The 17,388-nt window shown below is 67.7% G+C and carries 16 protein-coding genes; 12 read left to right on the forward strand and 4 right to left on the reverse strand.

All coding sequences use genetic code 11. The features are described from left to right. The first annotated feature begins 105 nt into the window (after positions 1 to 105). A complete protein-coding gene (locus tag C474_RS09420; protein ID WP_008386199.1) occupies positions 106 to 600 on the forward strand; it encodes a hypothetical protein in 495 nt (164 codons plus the stop codon). Between the two features lie 34 nt (positions 601 to 634). Here the strand turns inward: C474_RS09420 and C474_RS09425 are convergent, their stop codons facing one another. Further along, positions 635 to 1,375: an endonuclease NucS domain-containing protein gene (locus C474_RS09425; protein ID WP_008386201.1), complete on the reverse strand. Its 741-nt coding sequence runs from the start codon at positions 1,373 to 1,375 to the stop codon at positions 635 to 637. A 76-nt stretch (positions 1,376 to 1,451) separates the two neighbouring features. On the opposite strand from C474_RS09425, the gene C474_RS09430 reads away from it, so the two are divergent. Continuing rightward, a complete protein-coding gene (locus C474_RS09430) occupies positions 1,452 to 2,102 on the forward strand; it encodes an HAD family hydrolase (RefSeq protein ID WP_008386202.1) in 651 nt (216 codons plus the stop codon). A 120-nt stretch (positions 2,103 to 2,222) separates the two neighbouring features. After that, complete coding sequence (locus tag C474_RS09435; RefSeq protein ID WP_049916885.1) at positions 2,223 to 2,936, forward strand: hypothetical protein; 714 nt, start codon at positions 2,223 to 2,225, stop codon at positions 2,934 to 2,936. A gap of 34 nt (positions 2,937 to 2,970) precedes the next feature. Here the strand turns inward: C474_RS09435 and C474_RS09440 are convergent, their stop codons facing one another. Beyond that, the gene (locus C474_RS09440; protein ID WP_008386206.1) at positions 2,971 to 5,325 is read right to left on the reverse strand and encodes a DEAD/DEAH box helicase; all 2,355 of its coding nucleotides are present in this window, start codon (positions 5,323 to 5,325) and stop codon (positions 2,971 to 2,973) included. Between the two features lie 433 nt (positions 5,326 to 5,758). Further along, a complete protein-coding gene (locus C474_RS09445) occupies positions 5,759 to 6,445 on the reverse strand; it encodes a helix-turn-helix domain-containing protein (RefSeq protein ID WP_008386209.1) in 687 nt (228 codons plus the stop codon). 211 nt (positions 6,446 to 6,656) lie between these two features. Here C474_RS09445 and C474_RS09450 point away from each other — a divergent pair, with 211 nt between their 5' ends. From C474_RS09450 to C474_RS09490, 9 genes are all read left to right on the forward strand, one after another. Then, a complete protein-coding gene (locus tag C474_RS09450; RefSeq protein ID WP_049916886.1) occupies positions 6,657 to 7,136 on the forward strand; it encodes a hypothetical protein in 480 nt (159 codons plus the stop codon). Positions 7,137 to 7,205: 69 nt separating this feature from the next. After that, entirely contained in the window at positions 7,206 to 8,702 is a 1,497-nt protein-coding gene (locus tag C474_RS09455) for an alpha,alpha-trehalose-phosphate synthase (UDP-forming) (protein ID WP_049916887.1), read from the forward strand. Further along, on the forward strand, positions 8,695 to 9,603 hold the full coding sequence (otsB, locus tag C474_RS09460; protein WP_008386215.1) for a trehalose-phosphatase: 909 nt from the start codon (positions 8,695 to 8,697) through the stop codon (positions 9,601 to 9,603). The genes C474_RS09455 and otsB overlap by 8 nt, the downstream gene beginning before the upstream one ends. Then, entirely contained in the window at positions 9,600 to 10,613 is a 1,014-nt protein-coding gene (gene lipA, locus C474_RS09465; RefSeq protein WP_338035537.1) for a lipoyl synthase, read from the forward strand. The genes otsB and lipA overlap by 4 nt, the downstream gene beginning before the upstream one ends. Positions 10,614 to 10,885: 272 nt before the next feature. Next, a complete protein-coding gene (gene pdhA / locus C474_RS09470; protein WP_008386221.1) occupies positions 10,886 to 11,989 on the forward strand; it encodes a pyruvate dehydrogenase (acetyl-transferring) E1 component subunit alpha in 1,104 nt (367 codons plus the stop codon). A gap of 2 nt (positions 11,990 to 11,991) precedes the next feature. Beyond that, positions 11,992 to 12,987, forward strand: a complete 996-nt coding sequence (locus C474_RS09475) for an alpha-ketoacid dehydrogenase subunit beta (protein ID WP_008386223.1) — start codon at positions 11,992 to 11,994, stop codon at positions 12,985 to 12,987. Between the two features lie 3 nt (positions 12,988 to 12,990). Continuing rightward, positions 12,991 to 14,604 carry a dihydrolipoamide acetyltransferase family protein gene (locus C474_RS09480; protein ID WP_008386225.1) on the forward strand — a complete coding sequence of 538 codons (1,614 nt, stop codon included), beginning with the start codon at positions 12,991 to 12,993 and terminating at the stop codon, positions 14,602 to 14,604. Beyond that, complete coding sequence (gene lpdA / locus C474_RS09485; protein WP_008386227.1) at positions 14,604 to 16,031, forward strand: dihydrolipoyl dehydrogenase; 1,428 nt, start codon at positions 14,604 to 14,606, stop codon at positions 16,029 to 16,031. The genes C474_RS09480 and lpdA overlap by 1 nt, the downstream gene beginning before the upstream one ends. A gap of 62 nt (positions 16,032 to 16,093) precedes the next feature. Next, complete coding sequence (locus tag C474_RS09490; RefSeq protein WP_049916888.1) at positions 16,094 to 16,606, forward strand: universal stress protein; 513 nt, start codon at positions 16,094 to 16,096, stop codon at positions 16,604 to 16,606. Positions 16,607 to 16,678: 72 nt separating this feature from the next. Here C474_RS09490 and C474_RS09495 read toward each other — a convergent pair whose 3' ends face one another. Beyond that, positions 16,679 to 17,386 (reverse strand): hypothetical protein, encoded by a 708-nt coding sequence (locus tag C474_RS09495; RefSeq protein WP_008386230.1) that lies wholly within the window; start codon positions 17,384 to 17,386, stop codon positions 16,679 to 16,681. Positions 17,387 to 17,388 lie beyond the last annotated feature (2 nt).

Raw genomic sequence — 17,388 nt, forward strand, 5'->3', positions numbered from 1 at the left:
GCTCTCGCGGTTCCGCGGCCGACGAACGGCGACGACCGCACGGGCGCCGAAGAGACCTGTCGGTCTGAGCGGAATGTCCATACGTCGACGCGACGTATCGTGGGCATGGTCCACTGGTCCCCGTCTCAGACGGCCCGGCGACGTCCCTCGGTTACGTTCGGCGTCGCCGGAGGGGTGTCCGCCCTCGTCTTCGTCGCGGTGGCGACGGCCCAACGCGCGGCCGGCGGCGGCGGATACCTCCCGTCGGGACCGGAGATGCTCATCGTCGGCGGCGGGGCCCTCGGTGGCGCACTGCTCGCGCGGGTGCTCTGGACGCGCCTCGGCGGGGCGAAATCACCGCTTCGGGGGGCCGCCGTCGGCGCACTCGTCGGGTTACTGGCGATGCCGGTGCCGATGTACCTCCTCGAATTCGCGCTGGTCGTCGTGGACGGGATGCCGTTCGAGGCGGTGCCCGGTGTGTCGCCGTGGATGCAGGTGGGGAGCGATCTACTGCTCTTACTGGTGACGCCGCTCCTTCTCGCCGCGTTCGGCCTCGTCGTCACCTACGGAGGAACCGTCGTTGTCGGCGCCGTCACCGGCTATCTGCTCGCCGGCCGGTGAGCGCCGCCGGAGTTCGTCCGCGAAGCGCCTCCACTCACCCCGCGAACCGCTCGCACGTTCCGTCGAGACACCGCCGCCCCCGCGCCGTCTCGAACACCGGGAGGCCGCAGTCGCAGTCGTCGACGACGAAGCCGGCGGGAATCGAGAAGGCCGTCTCGCAGTCGGGGTACGCCGCGCATCCCGCGAGGAGGCGGCCGCCGCGCCGGATGATTCTCAGGTCGGACCCGCAGTCGGGGCAGGTCCACTCGCCGTCGAATCGCTCCCGCACGGCGTCGTCCAGCGACTCGCAGGCGCGGTCCACGCAGAGTTCGAAGACCGCGCCGCACTCCGCGCGCATCGTCGGGAGGCCGCAGTCCCCGCACGTCTCCTCCAGCACCGTCGCGCCCGCGGGGAGTTTGTACTCGGCCCCCGAGTCGAGGGCGACGACGGCGCCGCCCGTTCGAATCAGGGGTTCGCCCGTCGACGGGTGCGACCCGACGGGGACGCCCGCTTCCGTGACGGGATACTCCGCCCGTCCGCTGGATTCGTGACTCCGGACGCGCAGGACCTGCTCGTCCGCGCGGGCGACGAGGCCGAACCCGGAGTCGTCCGTCTCGACGGTCAGCGAGTCGGGACGAGTGAGCCACGATACGGGCTGGTAGCCGTCGGCGTCGTGGACGAGGACCGTCCGGTCGGGTTTCACGACGACCACCACCCGTCCGCGCTGTGTGCGGGCGTGCGCCCCCTCGAAGGTGGTCGTGCAGTCGCCGGCGAACACGCGAATCGTCTCGGACATGGGAGGCGCTGGCCGCCCGACCGGTGTTAAATCGTCACACGAAGGACTTTGAGTGGTGGCGCGCGTTGGACCGCGCATGGAAGTCCCCGACGACGCGGTGTTGTTCGACATGGACGGCGTGTTGGTCGACTCGGAGACGTACTGGTATCAGTTCGAAGACGAGTGGGTGTACGAGGAGGCCATCGAGTCCGGCGACCCGGACCACGAGGAGGTGACCGGGATGAACTACCGCGAGATTCACGACTACCTCACCGAGGAATACGGCACCGCGGTGACGAAAGAGGAGTTCGTCGAGGCGTACAACGAGCGAGCCGAGTCGCTGTACGGCGAGAACGTCGAACTGATGGACGGCGCCAACGACCTGTTCGACGACATCCGCGCGGCGGGGCGAAAGCTCGCGATCGTCTCCTCGGCGCCGCAGGCGTGGATCAAAATCGTCCGCGACCGCTTCGGCCTCGACCCCCTCGACTTGGTTCTCAGCGCCGACGACATCAGCGAACCGGGCAAGCCCGAACCGCACATCTACGAGCACGCCGCGGCCGAACTCGACCTCGACCCCGAGGAGTGCGTCGTCGTCGAGGACTCCGTCAACGGCATCGAGTCGGCCGCGCGGTCCGGCGCGTTCACCGTCGGCTACCGGTCGACGCACAACGCCGAGTTGGACCTCTCGCGGGCGGACGTCGTCGTCGAGGGTCCCGAGGAATTGCGCGAGACGATTCTCGGCTGAGTCAGAGGGCGGCGAAAACGCGCCGTTCGAACCGCTAACGGCGAAGAAAACAGTTATCGTGCGTTCTCGCGGACGAGTCGTATGCGTAGATTGTCAACAATACTCGTGTGTCTTCTTATCGTGCTCGCCGGGTGCGCCGGGAGTGGCGCCGGCGGCGACGCGACGGACTCGACGCCCGCACCGACGGCGACGGAGACGGAGGACGCCGGAAGCGGAGGGAGCGGCGGCGCCGATAGCGGCGCCGGGAGTGGAGGCGACTCGAACGAGGCCAGCGGGTCCGCCGGCGGCGACGACACGCCGCCGGATATGGCAGTCGTCCTGCGGACGGGCGAGTCCTACGAGTACGCGGTCCACAGCGCCGTCCTCGCCGACGAACCCGAGACCGGGACGATAACCATCGACGTCACGGAGGGCGGCGAGTGGCCCGGGGTGGCGATGGACGTCGTCCGCGACGCCCCCGGCGGCCGAATGGAGGCGTCCTCGCAGGCGGCGGTGTTCTCCCCCGCGATGGGTGAGATGAGTTACGCGCTGAACGTGCGGAACCTGGTCGTCACCTCCCGCCTCGTCACCGGCAGGTCGACGGATATCCGGACATACGAGGTCGGCGAGACGTGGCGCTTCCGAGGGTCCGACACCGAAGCGAACTTCGAGGTCGTCGACGAGGAGGACGTCGGCGGCCTGGCGGCCAAGCACGTCCGGGTCACGGGCGGCGCGGAGAGCGACTTGGACGCCGAGGTCTGGTTGGTTCACGGCGTCGGGTTCCCCGTGAAGTTCGTCCAGATGGAGGACGGCGAGGCGACGATAGAGCTGACGCTGACCTCCTACAGCGGGTAGTCGGGAGCGAGAGCGGACTTTTCGGATCTCAGCCTCACTCGACACGGACCGTCCGCATCTCCGTGACGGGGTGGAGGGGCGCGTCGGGGAACGTCACTTCGACGCGGTAGGTCACCTCGTCGGCGGGCGCGCCGAAGACGCCGACGTGGACCGTCGTCTCGTCCGAAAGATACGTCCGCTTGGTCGTCATCTCCACCTCGTCCCCCTCGTCGGCCACCGCGGAGACGCGGACGCCGACGGCCGCGCCGCCCGCGCGATTCCGGACGCCGACCTCGCACATCCTGTTTTCCCCCGTCGCGATGGACTCCGGGAAGTCGCCCCACGAGATGCTCACGTCGGGAAACGCCCGCGCGTTCTTCACGACCTGTTTCGCCACGCCCTCCGAGAGACCGGCCTGCCGGAGTTCGTCGGTACCGGCGGCCACCACGTCCCGCGGGGAGCGCAGGCCGCCGGTGGCGAGTTTGTTCGCGCGGTTCGGGCCGATGCCGTCGACGGCGGTGAGGGCGACGGCGTCGCGGGAGACGCCGTGTTCGACGCGCGCCTCGACGCGCCGGGCTAGGTTCGCCGCGCGCGGCCCGGCGAACTCGTCGAGGAACTCCCGGAGCGCCGAGAGCAGTCGGAGCGCGTTCTGGCGGATGACCCACGCGTCCGAGCGGAGGTCCGCGGGCGTGCTGTTCGACATGCTCGCGTGGAGGATGGCGAGCACCTTCCGCGGGCCGTCTTCGAGGGTCGTGTCGACGTCCCGCAGCACCGAGTTCACGGCGTCCATCTCCGATTGGCGCGCGGACACGTCGTGGAACTCGGCGGCGCCTGCGACCGTCTCCAGGACGGAGTCGTCGGTGATGGTGTCGCGTTCGCAGAGCGTGCCGAACCGGCGGGCGGTGTCCAATCGAAGATAGTACTTCGAGGCGAGGCGGCCGAGCGTCGTCGCCTCGATGGAGAGGTCCGAACCCATCTCGACGAACCCGCGCGCGACGAGCGATTCGAGCGTCTCGCGCACGCGGTCGCGCAGGCCGTCGAAGTCGTACTCGTCGGGTTTCGAGCGGGCGCGCTGGTAGAAGAACGTCGTCTCCAGCCACGACATGACGTCCTCTAAGTCCCCGATGGTGCCCATCGCTATCTCGGCGTTGAGATGCGAGTCGAGGTCCTCGGCGAGTCGGGACTCTATCTCCTTGCCCTCGCGGAGCAGTTTTCGATATTTGTCGGCGTCCGAGCGGTCGCAGACGACCCAGCCGTACCCCACGTCGTCGTAACCGGGGCGACCCGCGCGCCCGAGCATCTGGAGGATGTCCAGCGGCGACATGTCGACCTCCCCCTCTAGGGGGTCGTGGTACTTCGTGTCGCGGATGACGACGCACCGCGCGGGGAGGTTGACCCCCCACGCCAGCGTCGACGTGGAGAAGAGGAGCTGAATCTTCCCCTCCTTGAACCACTGTTCCACCCGGTCGCGGTCATCTTTGGCCAACCCGGCGTGGTGGAAGCCGACGCCGTCGGGGGCGGCTTTCCTGAGCGAGTCGTTGCTCAACTCCTTCGCGTCGTTGTGGAAGTCGTAGTCGCCGCGCGCGCCCATGGGGATGTCGCGCTTGCCGAGTTCGTCGCGGGCCTTCCCGGCGGCGCGGACGGTGTCCTGTCGGGAGGAGACGAACACGAGGGCCTGCCCGCCGTCGCGGATGTGTTCCTCGGCCAAGTCGATGGCGCGGTAGAGCCGCCGGTACTTGTCGGCGAAGGCGTTGTCGCCGTGCGCGTACGTCTTCACGCCGGCGTGGAGGTCCACCGGGCGGTAGTCGTCGCCGAACTCGAACGTCGTCTCCGGCGGCGCGTCCAGCCAGTTCGCCACGTCCTGGATGTTCGGCATCGTGGCGGAGAGGGCGACGATGCGCGGGTCGCAGATGCGACGGAGGCGGGAGACGGTGACTTCGAGGACGCCGCCGCGAGTGTCCGAATCGAGGAGGTGCACCTCGTCGATGACGACGCAGTCCACGTCCGTGACGAACGAGTAACGCGCGGAGTCGTGCTTTCTGGTGGCCGAGTCCGTCTTCTCGGGCGTCATCACGAGGATGTCGGCGCGTTCGGCGCGCCGGGGGTTCAGGTCGCGTTCGCCGGTGACGACGTAGACGGAGTAACCGAGCGACTCGAAACGCTCCCACTCGGCCTCCTTCTCGTTGGTGAGCGCGCGGAGGGGGGCGATGAAGAGGGCGGTGCCGCCCTTCTTCAGGGTGCGACAGATGGCCAGTTCCGCGAGGGCGGTTTTTCCGCTGGCCGTCGGCGCGGCGGCGACGACGTTGTCGTCGCGTTCGAGGATGGCGGGGGCCGCCTCGCGTTGCATCCGGTTGAACTCGTCGAACCCGAAGGCGTCGGCGAACTCGGGGACGACGGACGCGACTTTCACGGGAGGGGCCTCCGCGGAGACGAGACAGCGAGAGTCATACGCGACACCGGGTTCTACGGACTAAAAGGCGTTTCTCCCCGGGGGCGTCGCTGGTCGGTGCTCGGTTCGCTCGGAGAATAATCGGTCGGCGCGGGGGACGCGCAAGTCGGCCTTACGCGGCGCCCAGCGCAGCGGCGACGAACGACCAGTCCGTGCCGCTCTTGGGCTCTTCTTTCTTCGCTTCTGCGGTCGTGCGGTCGCGGCGGTGTTTCCAGTTCACACCAGTATTATGATTTACTCGGACTTGAGTTTTTCGATTATCTGATATATACGTCACGGTCTTCGATGCTCGATACGGAACTGTCGTGAGGAACCGGTCGGAACCGTGAACGACCCGGAGCGGCGGAGAGAGAGTCCGACAGGAGGTGCTCGGAAGCCGACGCCGAGGGCCGAGTCACTCCAGATGCTGCTTCGTCGGTTCGCCGAAGGAGCTCTCGCCGAGTTCGAGGGTGCTCTCGAGGAGATTCTTGTGTCCGCGGCGGAGTCGCTCCGAGACGGCCTGCTGGGAGATTCCGAGCGTCGCCGCCAAGTCGCTCATCGTCACGTTGCGGGGCACGTCGAAGTAGCCCTGATCCATGGCCGTCGTGAGCACCTCGTACTGGTCCTTCGAGAGGCCGTACTGGCCCCGCCCGACGGACCCGGTCACCTCGTAGATGTGCTTGATGACGAACGAGAGGTTCCTACCCTCGCAGAACTGGGCCGTCTCGGTGAGCGATTCGCGGTCCGGCAGGAGGACACGGAGGCGCCAACCGTCCGGGTAGCCGTTCATCTCCAGGACGACCCCCTCCTCGTCCAACAGGAGGTGGACGACGACGAGGATGTCCTCGACCCACTCCATGCGGTACAGGCGTTCGTCCCCGAGGTCGTCGACGAGTCGCCACTCCCGTACCGTCGGGTCCTCGTCCAACGCCTCGCCGAACGAGTCGAAGTCGTCCGCCGAGACGCGGACGTACGGGACGAGGGTATCGCGGTTCGTCGCGGCCACCCGAATGACCTCCAACTCGCCGTTCTCGAGCCTCGGGAGCGACCGGCCGAGCGCGAACTCGTCCACGTCCAGTTCGACTGACGCGATGGTACTCATCAGGAAAGAGGGTGCCCGCGACGGATATGAAACCGTCGGTCAGTGACCAACAGATAGAGAGTAGCTGTGAAAAGAATATAAATTTAATACGATTGTTTATTCTTCTATATTTTCCTACGAAAGCACATATTTACGGAGAGGGACTTATAAAAGACAAGAATATACAACCACAATCAAGTACGGGAGAGAGGGAGTACTTTATTTCACGACGATGGACCCCTACAACCGGCTCGACAGGGGACAGCTCCCCTATCATTGGCACGTGGTGTCCTCGCGGGACTGTATCGGTTTCAGACACCGCGATCGAGGCATCACGGTCGAGGCGGTGGAGGCAGAAGGCCCTCACCGCGAGTACGAAGGTCGGTGGCAGCTACGGTGTCGGCAGCGGTGCAACGAGGCCGAGTCACAGCGTACCGTGGGGCACGTGACGAGCGAGTCCGAGGCTCTCAGCGCGCTGTTCACCTGGATGGAGCGCATCAATACCGCCGCGGAGGAGAACGAGGCCACCGTCGATATCATCGGCCTCGGGAAGATTGCCGCGACGGAGACGGCCCCCCAAAGTAGCACGCACTGGGTACCAGACGAGAACGACAGGGCGGAACCGCGTGACACCGGTCCGAACACGCGAACCTCCCGCGACAGTCTGAGAGGCGCGCACAACATCGATTCTCGCGAACGAATTCGGAAGTAATCACAGTTCATGGCAAAGACCCCACCGTCGGAGACTGCGGACGATATTCGTTTAGAGGCGGACGACAGAATGAATCCGAACCAACGAGCGGACGCCGAGGAGGCGGCGGGGAGTCGCCACCTCGTCGTCGTCTCCAACCGGGAACCGTACCAGCACCACTACGAGGCGGACGGCAGCATCGGCGTCGAGGAACCCGTCGGCGGTCTGACCGCCGGACTCGACCCCGTGGTGCAGAAGACGCGCGGCGACTGGGTCGCCTGGGGCGACGGCGACGCGGACGCCGTCGTCACCGACGACGAAGACTGCGTGGCCGTCCCGCCCGGTGACGAGCGATACACGCTCCGCCGGGTGTGGCTGACCGACGAGGAGGTGTCGGGCTACTACTACGGCTACAGCAACCGGGTCCTGTGGCCGTTGTGTCACGACTTGGTCGACCGCATCGAGATGGAACCGGAGTACTGGGACACCTACAAGTCGGTCAACGAGTCGTTCGGGCGCGCGGCGGTAGAGCGCGCGACCGAGAACTCGACCGTCTGGATACAGGACTACCACTTCTGTCTCGCGCCGAAGACCATCCGGGAGTCCCTGCCGACGGGCGCGAACATGGTGCAGTTCTGGCACATCCCGTGGCCGGCGTGGGACACCTTCCGCGTCGTCCCGCATCCCGAGGAACTCATCGAGGGACTCCTGGCCAACGACGTGATCGGATTCCACGTCGAGCGCTATCGGGACAACTTCCTCGAGTGCGCCGCCCAACTCGACAGAACGCGCGTCGACCGCGGGGCCGGTATCGTCCGCATCGACGGACGCGAGGTCCGCGTCGGCGCGTTCCCGATGGGGGTCGACGCCGAACACATCGAGTCGACCGCGGAGGGGTTCGGCCGCGACGAGTGGGTCGACCTGGCGGAGCGATACGACATCGACCCCGACACGCGCGTCGCCGTCGGCGTGGACCGCATCGACTACACGAAGGGCATCCCGCACCGTATCGACGCGCTGGAGGCGTTCTGGGAGACGCACCCCGAGTGGCGGGGCGAACTGACGTTCGTCCAGAAATCGAGCCACAGTCGCTCGCAGATTCCCGCCTATCAGAAGATAGCGGCGGACGTCTGCGAGGCCATCCAACGGGTCAACGACCGGTTCGGCACCGACGAGTGGACGCCCATCGTCCACATCGACGACTACCTCTCCCAGCGCGAACTGTTCGGGCTCTACCGCCACAGCGACGTGGCGCTGGTGAGTCCGCTCCGCGACGGGATGAACCTCGTCGCCAAGGAGTACGTCGCCGCGCAGGTCGAAGAGGACGGCGTCCTCCTCCTGAGCGAGTTCGCGGGCGCGCACGAGCAGATGGACGAGGCAATCCCCATCAACCCGTACTCGCCGGACGGCTTCGCGGAGTCCATCCGCGACGCGCTGACGATGGCGGCGGGAGAACGCCGCCGCCGGATGCGGTCGCTCCGCGACCACGTCCGCGAGGACGACCTGGACGCGTGGGTGGCCGACCTGTTGGAGGCCGCGGGACTGGCCGCCCCGGAGGCGCTCCTCGCCGGAGGACACGATGTCTGAGGCGCAGAGCGCGGCGTTCACCTCGGCGGTCGAGACGCTCGATTCGAAGCTCCGGGAGCGCGAGGAACTGCTCCTCTGCGTCGACTTCGACGGGACGCTCTCGCCCGTCGTCGAGGACCCCGACAGCGCGACGATGCTCCCGGAGAACCGCGCCGCGCTGGAGGCGTTGCAGAGCCACCCGGACGTCACCGTCGCGGTGGTGAGCGGCCGGGAACTCTCCGACGTTCGCTCGCGCGTGGGCCTCACCGGCGTCACCTACGCCGGGAACCACGGGCTCGAACTCCGCACCGAGGGGACGACGAAGGTACACCCCGTCGCCAAGGAGCGGAAATCGGACGTCGAACGGCTGAGCGCGGAACTCCGCGGGACGTTCGAGGAAGTCAGGGGCGTCCACGTCGAAGACAAAGGCCAGACGCTGACGGTCCACCACCGTCGCGCGGCGGACGCCCACGCCGAACGGGCCCGCCGGACCGTCGCGCGCCTCGTGGGCGAGTTCGGCGGCGAGACGCTCACCGTCAGCGGCGACGAGGAGATAATCGAGGTGCGCCCGTCCATCGACTGGGACAAGGGCAGCATCGTCTCCTCGCTCCTGCACGACCGCGTGTCGTGTCTCCCCGTGTTCGTCGGCGACTCGCGGACCGACGAGGCGGGGTTCCGCGCCGTCGAACGCGACGGCGTCGGCATCCGCGTCGGCGAGCCCGACGACCGAGCGACGGCGGCGACGGAGTTCGTCAGCGACCCCGCGGAGACAGCCGCCCTGCTAGAGTGGTTCCAGCGGACGGGCGTCGACCGCCTGACGGGACCGCCGGAGACGACGCAGGCGAATCAAGCGGGGCCGACGGGCACCTCGTCCCCGTCACCGTCCTCGTCGGACGACCGACCGGACGTCGCGGACGACTGAACACGCCGGGACCGACCGGGTCGGTCCATCGGTCTAATCCTCACGCTTTTTACCTCCGCGCCGAACGTTCCCGTATGAGCGGCAGGCGCAAACCCGACTGGCTGAAGATGCGTCCGCCGTCGGGGCGACGCTTCACGGACATCAAGCAGACGCTTCGGGACCGCGACCTACACACCGTCTGCGAGGAGGCGAACTGCCCGAACATGGGCGAGTGCTGGAGCGGTACCGACGGCCCCGGCACGGCGACGTTCATGCTGATGGGCGACCGCTGCTCCCGCGGTTGTAACTTCTGCGACGTGCAGACCGGCGGGATGGAGCCGCTGGACCCCGACGAACCCGCGAACGTCGCCGCGGCGGTGGCCGAAATCGGCCTCGACTACGTCGTCCTCACCTCCGTCGACCGCGACGACCTCCCCGACCAGGGCGCCTCGCACTTCGCCGAGACCATCCGCGAGATAAAACGCCGCGACCCCTCGATTCTCGTCGAGGTGCTCATCCCGGACTTCCAGGGCGACGAGGACGCCGTCCGGGAGATAATCGACGCCGAACCCGACGTCATCGCGCACAACATCGAGACGGTCGAACGCCTCCAGTGGCCCGTCCGCGACAGGCGGGCGAACTACGAACAGACCCTGTCGGTGCTCGAACAGGTGAAGCGCGACTCGGACATCTACACGAAGACGAGCGTCATGCTCGGCCTCGGGGAGTACGACCACGAGATATACCGGACGCTGTCGGACCTCCGGGAGGCGGACGTGGACGTGGTGACCCTAGGCCAGTACCTCCAACCCTCCAGGAGTCACCTCGACGTGTTCGAGTACGTCCACCCCGACGCCTTCGAGACGTGGCGCCGCGTCGCCGAGGAGGAGTTGGACTTCCTCTACTGTGCCTCCGGTCCGATGGTCCGGTCGTCGTACAAGGCAGGCGAACTGTTCGTCGACGCCGTCGTCCGCGACGGCAAGAGTGTCGAACAGGCGCGCCGCGAGGCCCGCACCGCGGCCGGCGACTGACACCGTATCGCACGACGGCGGTGCGACGAACGTCTCCAAACCGGAAGTCGTCACATAATTTTACACATTCGTCCATTATCGTCCTCCGTCTGCTCCGGACGAAGAACGAATCACCGAGTCAGAGGGCCAAAAATCAAAGAAGTAGATTTCTTACCCGATGAGGATGGACGCTTTTCGCGTGGTCGGCAGTATTTCTTGGCATAGTAAACTATTTACGAAAACACTTTACGCGGGGCGGGTGAGGACCCGAACATGAGCAGGTGGGTTCACCCATGAGCGTACTACAGCGAGACCCGCAGGACATGCTTCGCGTCCTCGACGAGGGCGGCGAACCCGTCGGCGAGGTCCCTGACCTGAGCGACGACGAGTTGGTGACCATGTACCGCGAGATGTACCTCGCGCGCCACTTCGACACGCGGGCCGTCAGCCTCCAACGGCAGGGTCGGATGGGGACGTACCCCCCGCTGTCCGGACAGGAGGGAGCGCAGGTAGGCAGCGCGTTCGCCCTCGACGAGGAGGATTGGCTGTTCCCCAGTTACCGCGAACACGGCGCCGCCCTCCACCGCGGCCTGCCCCTGAAGCGGACGCTCCTCTACTGGATGGGCCACGAGAAGGGCAACCGCATCCCCGAGGACGTGAACATGTTCCCCGTCGCCGTCCCCATCGCCACGCAGGTGCTCCACGCCACGGGCGCGGCGTGGGCGAAGAAGTTGCAGGGCGAGGACGCCGCGGTGATGTGTTACTTCGGCGACGGCGCCACCTCGGAGGGGGACTTCCACGAGGGACTGAACTTCGCGGGCGTCTTCGACACGCCGAACGTGTTCTTCTGCAACAACAACCAGTGGGCCATCTCGGTCCCCCGGGAGCGACAGACCGCCTCCGCGACCATCGCGCAGAAGGCCACCGCCTACGGCTTCGAGGGCGTGCAGGTCGACGGGATGGACCCGCTGGCGGTGTACGCGGCGACGCGCGCCGCCGTCGAGAAGGCGAAGGACCCGGGCGAGGACGAGCGTCGTCCGACGCTCATCGAGGCGGTGCAGTACCGCTTCGGCGCCCACACGACGGCCGACGACCCGACGGTCTACCGCGACACCGACGAGGTCGAAGAGTGGAAGCGAAAGGACCCGATTCCGCGCTTAGAGCAGTTCCTGCGGAACACGGGCCGCCTCGACGACGAGAAGGTCGAGGCCATCGAATCGAGCGTGAAGGACGAAGTCGCGGAAGCCATCGAGGCGGCGGAGTCCGAGGCGCGACCAGAACCGAGCGAGATGTTCTCGAACGTGTTCGCCGAGCAGACGCCCGAGATTCGGGCGCAGGCGGAGGCGTTCGCGGAACTGCACGAACGACGCGGTGACGAGGGGTTCCTCCGGGAGTAACTATGAGTCAGAGCCAACAGACGCAGAATCTCACGCTGGTACAGGCGGTGCGGGACGGTCTCCACACCGAAATGACGAACGACGACCGAGTGGTCGTGATGGGCGAGGACGTCGGGAAGAACGGCGGCGTCTTCCGCGCCACCGAGGGCCTCTGGAACGAGTTCGGCGACGACCGGGTCATCGACACCCCCCTCGCGGAGTCCGGCATCGCCGGCACCGCCATCGGGATGGCGGCGATGGGGATGCGGCCCGTCGCGGAGATGCAGTTCTCCGGCTTCATGTACCCCGCGTTCGACCAGATAGTCAGTCACGCGGCGCGCCTCCGCGCGCGCAGCCGCGGCCGGTTCACCTGCCCACTCGTGGTCCGCGCGCCCTACGGCGGAGGCATCCGCGCGCCCGAACATCACTCCGAGTCGAAGGAGGCGTTCTACGCGCACGAGGCGGGACTGAAGGTGGTCATCCCCTCGACGCCGTACGACACGAAGGGGCTCCTCATTTCGGCCATCCGCGACCCCGACCCGGTCATCTTCCTCGAACCGAAACTCATCTACCGCGCGTTCCGCGGCGACGTGCCCGAGGGCGACTACGAGGTGCCCATCGGCGAGGCGGCGGTCCGCCGGGAGGGGACGGACGTCTCCGTCTACACCTACGGTGCGATGACGCGCCCGACGATGGAAGCGGCCGAGAACTTAGAGGAGGAGGGCGTCAGCGTCGAAGTCGTCGACCTGCGCACCGTCTCCCCGATGGACAAAGAGACGATAGTGAAATCGTTCGAGAAGACGGGCCGGGCCGCCGTCGTCCACGAGGCGCCGAAGACGGGCGGTCTCGGCGCGGAGATAACGGCGACGCTCCAGGAGCGAGCGCTCTTACACCAGGAGGCGCCCGTCGAACGCATCGCGGGCTACGACGTTCCCTACCCGCTGTACGCGTTGGAGGACTACTACCTGCCCTCGGTCGCGCGGGTCGAAGAAGGTATCCGGAACGCCGTGGAGTTCTGAACGATGGCTATCAAGGAATTCAAACTGCCCGACGTGGGCGAGGGCGTCGCGGAGGGCGAACTCGTCACGTGGCACGTCGCCCCCGGCGACACGGTCGAAGAGGACCAGGTCGTCGCGGAGGTGGAGACGGACAAGGCCCTCGTTGACGTCCCCTCCCCGTACAACGGGACCGTGAGCGAACTCCGCGCCGAAGAGGGGGAGATGGTCCCCGTCGGCGACGTGATAATCACGTTCGAGGTCGAGGGCGAAGGCGAGGAGGACACCGCAGAATCGAGCGACGGCGAACAGGTGACGGCCGACGACGCCGGCGACGGTGACGATGCTGGCGACGCGGCCGACGAGAGCGCCGAGGAGACGACCGACACCGCCGAGACGGAGCGAACGTCCGGGCGCGTGTTCGCGTCGCCGAGCGTTCGCAGACTCGCGCGCGAACTCGGCGTCGACATCGGATCCGTTTCGGGGTCCGGTCCGAGCGGACGGGTCACCGAGTCCGACGTGCAGGCGGCCGCCGACTCGGGGTCCGACGGCGACGACGCGGACTCCGGCGGCCCGCGGTCGGTTTCCTTCTCCGGGAAGTCGGCCGTCTCGAAGCGCGGCGACGCCGGTAACGGCGAAGTCGCGTCCGGTTCGGCGTCGGCGGACGCCGCCGGCCGGGAGAAGACGCTGGCCGCGCCAGCGACGCGCCGCATCGCCGACGAGGAGGGCGTGAACATCGACGACGTGCCCGCGAGCGAGGAACGAGACGGCGAGGCGTTCGTCACCCCCGAGGCCGTCCGCGAGTACGCGCAGGCCCAACGCGAGGCGCAGGCGGCCGACGCGAAAGCGCTCTCCGAGGAGGCCGATGCGGGCGAGGTAGCGGCCGAATCCGGGTCCGAGTCCGAACCGGAGACGGCGTCCGAACCCGCCGCATCCGGTCCCGCGGCCGGCGAACGCGTCCCCTATCGAGGGGTCCGCCGCGCCATCGGCGACCAGATGGAACGCTCGAAGTACACCGCGCCGCACGTCACCCACCACGACGACGTGGACGTGACGGACCTCGTGGAACTCCGCGAGGACCTGAAACCCCTCGCCGAGGAGCAGGGCGTCTCGCTCACCTACATGCCGTTCGTGATGAAGGCCGTCGTCGCGGCGCTGAAGGAGTTCCCGTACGTGAACGCCCAACTCGACGAGGAGAACGAGGAAATCGTGCTCCGCGACGAGTACAACGTCGGCGTCGCCGCCGCGACTGACGTGGGCCTCATGGTGCCCGTCGTCCGCGGGGTGGACGGGAAGGGCCTCTCCGACCTCGCACGCGACATGAACGAGAAGGTCGAGAAGGCGCGCGAGCGCAAGATTTCGCGCGAGGAGATGCAGGGCGGCACGTTCACCATCACTAACATCGGCGGCATCGGCGGCGAGTACGCGACGCCGATCATCAACTACCCCGAGGTGGCCATCCTCGCGCTGGGCGCCATCAAGGAGAAACCCCGCGTGGTCGACGGCGACGTGGTGCCGCGGAAGGTGCTGACGCTGTCGCTGTCGGTCGACCACCGGGTCGTCGACGGCGCGGTGGCCGCGCAGTTCACGAACAAGGTCAAGGAGTACCTCGCGAACCCCAAACTCCTCATGCTCGAATAATGGTCGTCGGAGACATCTCGACGGGAACGGAGGTACTGGTCATCGGTGCGGGGCCGGGCGGCTACGTCGCCGCCATCCGCGCCGCACAGCGCGGTCTGGACACGACGCTGGTGGAACGAGACGCCTACGGGGGCACCTGCCTGAACCACGGCTGTATCCCCTCGAAGGCGTACATCACGGCGTCGTCGCTGGCGCACGAGGCGGGCACCGCCGAGGAGATGGGCATCCACGCCGACCCCGCCGTAGATATGTCGCAGATGCGGAGTTGGAAGGACGACGTGGTGGACGGTCTCACCAGCGGCGTCGAGAAACTCTGCAAGGCGAACGGCGTCAACCTCATCGAGGGGACGGCGCGCTTCAAAGACGACTCCTCGGTCCGCATCGAACACGGCGGCGAGGGGCAGGGCTCCGAGACGGTGGAGTTCGAGCGCTGCATCGTCGCCACCGGCTCCCGACCCGTGCAGATTCCGGGCTTCGAGTTCACCGACGACCCCGTCTGGTCCTCGCGGGACGCCCTCGCCGCGGAGTCGGTGCCCGACGAACTGCTCGTCGTCGGCGCGGGTTACATCGGCATGGAACTGTCCACCGCGTTCGCCAAACTCGGCGCGGACGTGACCGTCGTGGAGATGCTCGAAGACGTGCTCCCCGGCTACGAGGACGACGTCTCCAGCGTCGTCCGCAAACGGGCCGAGGAACTCGGCGTCAAGTTCAACTTCGGAGAGGGGGCCAGCGGGTGGTCGCCCGACGGCGACGACGTGGTCGTCGAGACGGAGACGGAGGACGGCGAGACGGCGTCGTACCGCGCTGACAAGGTGCTCGTCGCCGTCGGCCGGTCACCCGTCACCGACACCGTCGACGCAGAGAACGCCGGATTGGAGACCGACGAGAAGGGGTTCTTCGAGACGGACGACCGGATGCGAACGAACGTCGAGCACATCTACGCCGTCGGCGACGTGGTGGCCGACTCCCCGATGTTGGCGCACGTCGGGTCGAAGGAGGGCATCGTCGCCGCCGAACACGCCGCGGGCGAACCCGCCGCCTACGACGCGCAGGCCGTCCCGGCGGCCGTGTTCACCGACCCCGAGATAGGGACGGTCGGCATGACCGAGGCGGAGGCCGAGGAGGCGGGCTTCACCCCCGCCGTCGGCAAGATGCCGTTCAACGCCTCCGGACGCGCGATGACGACGGGCCACACGGAGGGGTTCGTCCGCATCGTCGCCGACGAGGACAGCGGGTTCGTCCTCGGCGGGCAGATAGTCGGTCCGGAAGCCTCGGAGCTCGTCGCCGAACTCGCCCTCGCGGTGGAGATGGGCGCGACGCTGGAGGACGTGGCCAGCACCGTCCACACGCACCCGACGCTTGCGGAGGCCGTGATGGAGGCCGCCGAGAACGCGCGGGGCGAGGCGATTCACACGCTGAATCGGTGAGCTGACGCCGCCCCGGGTCGCGAACGGGCCATCTATTTGTTCGTTCGAAACATATTCTCGGTATGGTACTAGTGGTGCCGTTCGACGGGTCCGAACTGGCCGAAGCAGCGCTCGTCCGGGCGGGGCAGTTCGGGGCCGTCTTCGAGGAGGACGTGCTGGCGGTGAGCATCGTGCCCCGCGGAAACGTCCGGTACGCCGTCGATCGAGGGTGGTTAGAACCCGGCGAGCCGTTCGATCTAAACGCCGTCGTCGCGGCGTTGCACGAGCGGGTGACGGCCTGCTGTCCGAGCGCCGACTTCCGGCACAGCGTCGTCGGCCGGTACGCACCGCCGGGCAGCATCTCGACCCGGATTCGACGAATGATCGAGGACGAGGGCGCCACGATGGTTTTCATCGGCAGCGAGAACGCCGGGCACGTCGTCGCGTCGCTGAGCAGCGTCGGAAGCCACGTTGCCGCGGACGAGTCCTACGACGTGGTCATCGTCCGGCACGGGGTTCCATCTCGGATTGCCGCGCTCGCGGCTGACAGACGGAAGCAGCGACGGCCGAAGTCCGATTTCTTCCTTCCGGAGTGACGCCTCGAGACCCACTCGAACGCCGAAGGCGGCCGGTACGCCGCATCACGAGGGCCGCTCGGCCACCGTCGGTCACTGCCGCTCGTCGACCGCTTCCACGAGCGCTCGCACCTGTTCCGTTCCGTTCTCGACCAGCGCCCGCGGCAGTCGCCGTTGCCCGTTCGTGACGGCGTCCGTGAGTGCCGCCGCGGCGTCCTCGAACACGCCCTCGCCGTGGCCGACGAGGATTCGCTCGGGGTCGTAGCCGAGGAGGAACTTCGGGGTCACGAACCGCTGGAGCAGGTAGAGGCCGAGGCGTTCGTCGCCGGCGACGAACGGCGAGGCGGTGCCGAGCGTGTCCGGCGTATACAGCGTGCCGTCGGCGGGTCGGTAGGCTATCGCCTCCGACCACGCCGGGAGCGGCGCGTACTCGCGGATGCGGACGCCCGTGTCGGCGAGTTCGCCGTCGAACCGTTCGACGGGCGCGTCCACCCGTTCGGCGACCCGGGGGAGCCACCGCGGCAGCGACACCGGCACGTCGTAGCGGTCCGCGAACGCCGCGGCGTCGCGCGCGTGGTACGCCGAGAGGACCGCGACGCCCTCGACGGGGCCGAGTTCCGCGAGGGCGTCGTGGACGTTTCCGGCGTCGAGGGGGTCCAACAGCCAGACCCCGCCGTCGGCGCCGCAGATGGCGTGACTGCTCCGCGCTGCCGTCTCTTCGGGAAACGCGAGCCAACTCACGCCCCCGTCCCATCGGCGGATGCGGGCCTCGGTCGACTCCCCGCGGTCGTACATCGTCATCC

It is taken from the genome of Halogeometricum pallidum JCM 14848, assembly GCF_000337095.1.
Lineage (GTDB): Archaea > Halobacteriota > Halobacteria > Halobacteriales > Haloferacaceae > Halogeometricum > Halogeometricum pallidum.

Excerpts from the sequence above, each read along its gene's own strand:
- C474_RS09420 (WP_008386199.1), top strand. The coding sequence starts at position 106 with ATGGTCCACTGGTCCCCGTCTCAGACGGCCCGGCGACGTCCCTCGGTT.
- C474_RS09425 (WP_008386201.1), bottom strand. The coding sequence starts at position 1,375 with ATGTCCGAGACGATTCGCGTGTTCGCCGGCGACTGCACGACCACCTTC.
- C474_RS09430 (WP_008386202.1), top strand. The coding sequence starts at position 1,452 with ATGGAAGTCCCCGACGACGCGGTGTTGTTCGACATGGACGGCGTGTTG.
- C474_RS09445 (WP_008386209.1), bottom strand. The coding sequence starts at position 6,445 with ATGAGTACCATCGCGTCAGTCGAACTGGACGTGGACGAGTTCGCGCTC.
- C474_RS09450 (WP_049916886.1), top strand. The coding sequence starts at position 6,657 with ATGGACCCCTACAACCGGCTCGACAGGGGACAGCTCCCCTATCATTGG.
- C474_RS09455 (WP_049916887.1), top strand. The coding sequence starts at position 7,206 with ATGAATCCGAACCAACGAGCGGACGCCGAGGAGGCGGCGGGGAGTCGC.
- otsB (WP_008386215.1), top strand. The coding sequence starts at position 8,695 with ATGTCTGAGGCGCAGAGCGCGGCGTTCACCTCGGCGGTCGAGACGCTC.
- pdhA (WP_008386221.1), top strand. The coding sequence starts at position 10,886 with ATGAGCGTACTACAGCGAGACCCGCAGGACATGCTTCGCGTCCTCGAC.
- C474_RS09475 (WP_008386223.1), top strand. The coding sequence starts at position 11,992 with ATGAGTCAGAGCCAACAGACGCAGAATCTCACGCTGGTACAGGCGGTG.
- C474_RS09480 (WP_008386225.1), top strand. The coding sequence starts at position 12,991 with ATGGCTATCAAGGAATTCAAACTGCCCGACGTGGGCGAGGGCGTCGCG.
- lpdA (WP_008386227.1), top strand. The coding sequence starts at position 14,604 with ATGGTCGTCGGAGACATCTCGACGGGAACGGAGGTACTGGTCATCGGT.
- C474_RS09490 (WP_049916888.1), top strand. The coding sequence starts at position 16,094 with ATGGTACTAGTGGTGCCGTTCGACGGGTCCGAACTGGCCGAAGCAGCG.
- C474_RS09495 (WP_008386230.1), bottom strand. The coding sequence starts at position 17,386 with ATGACGATGTACGACCGCGGGGAGTCGACCGAGGCCCGCATCCGCCGA.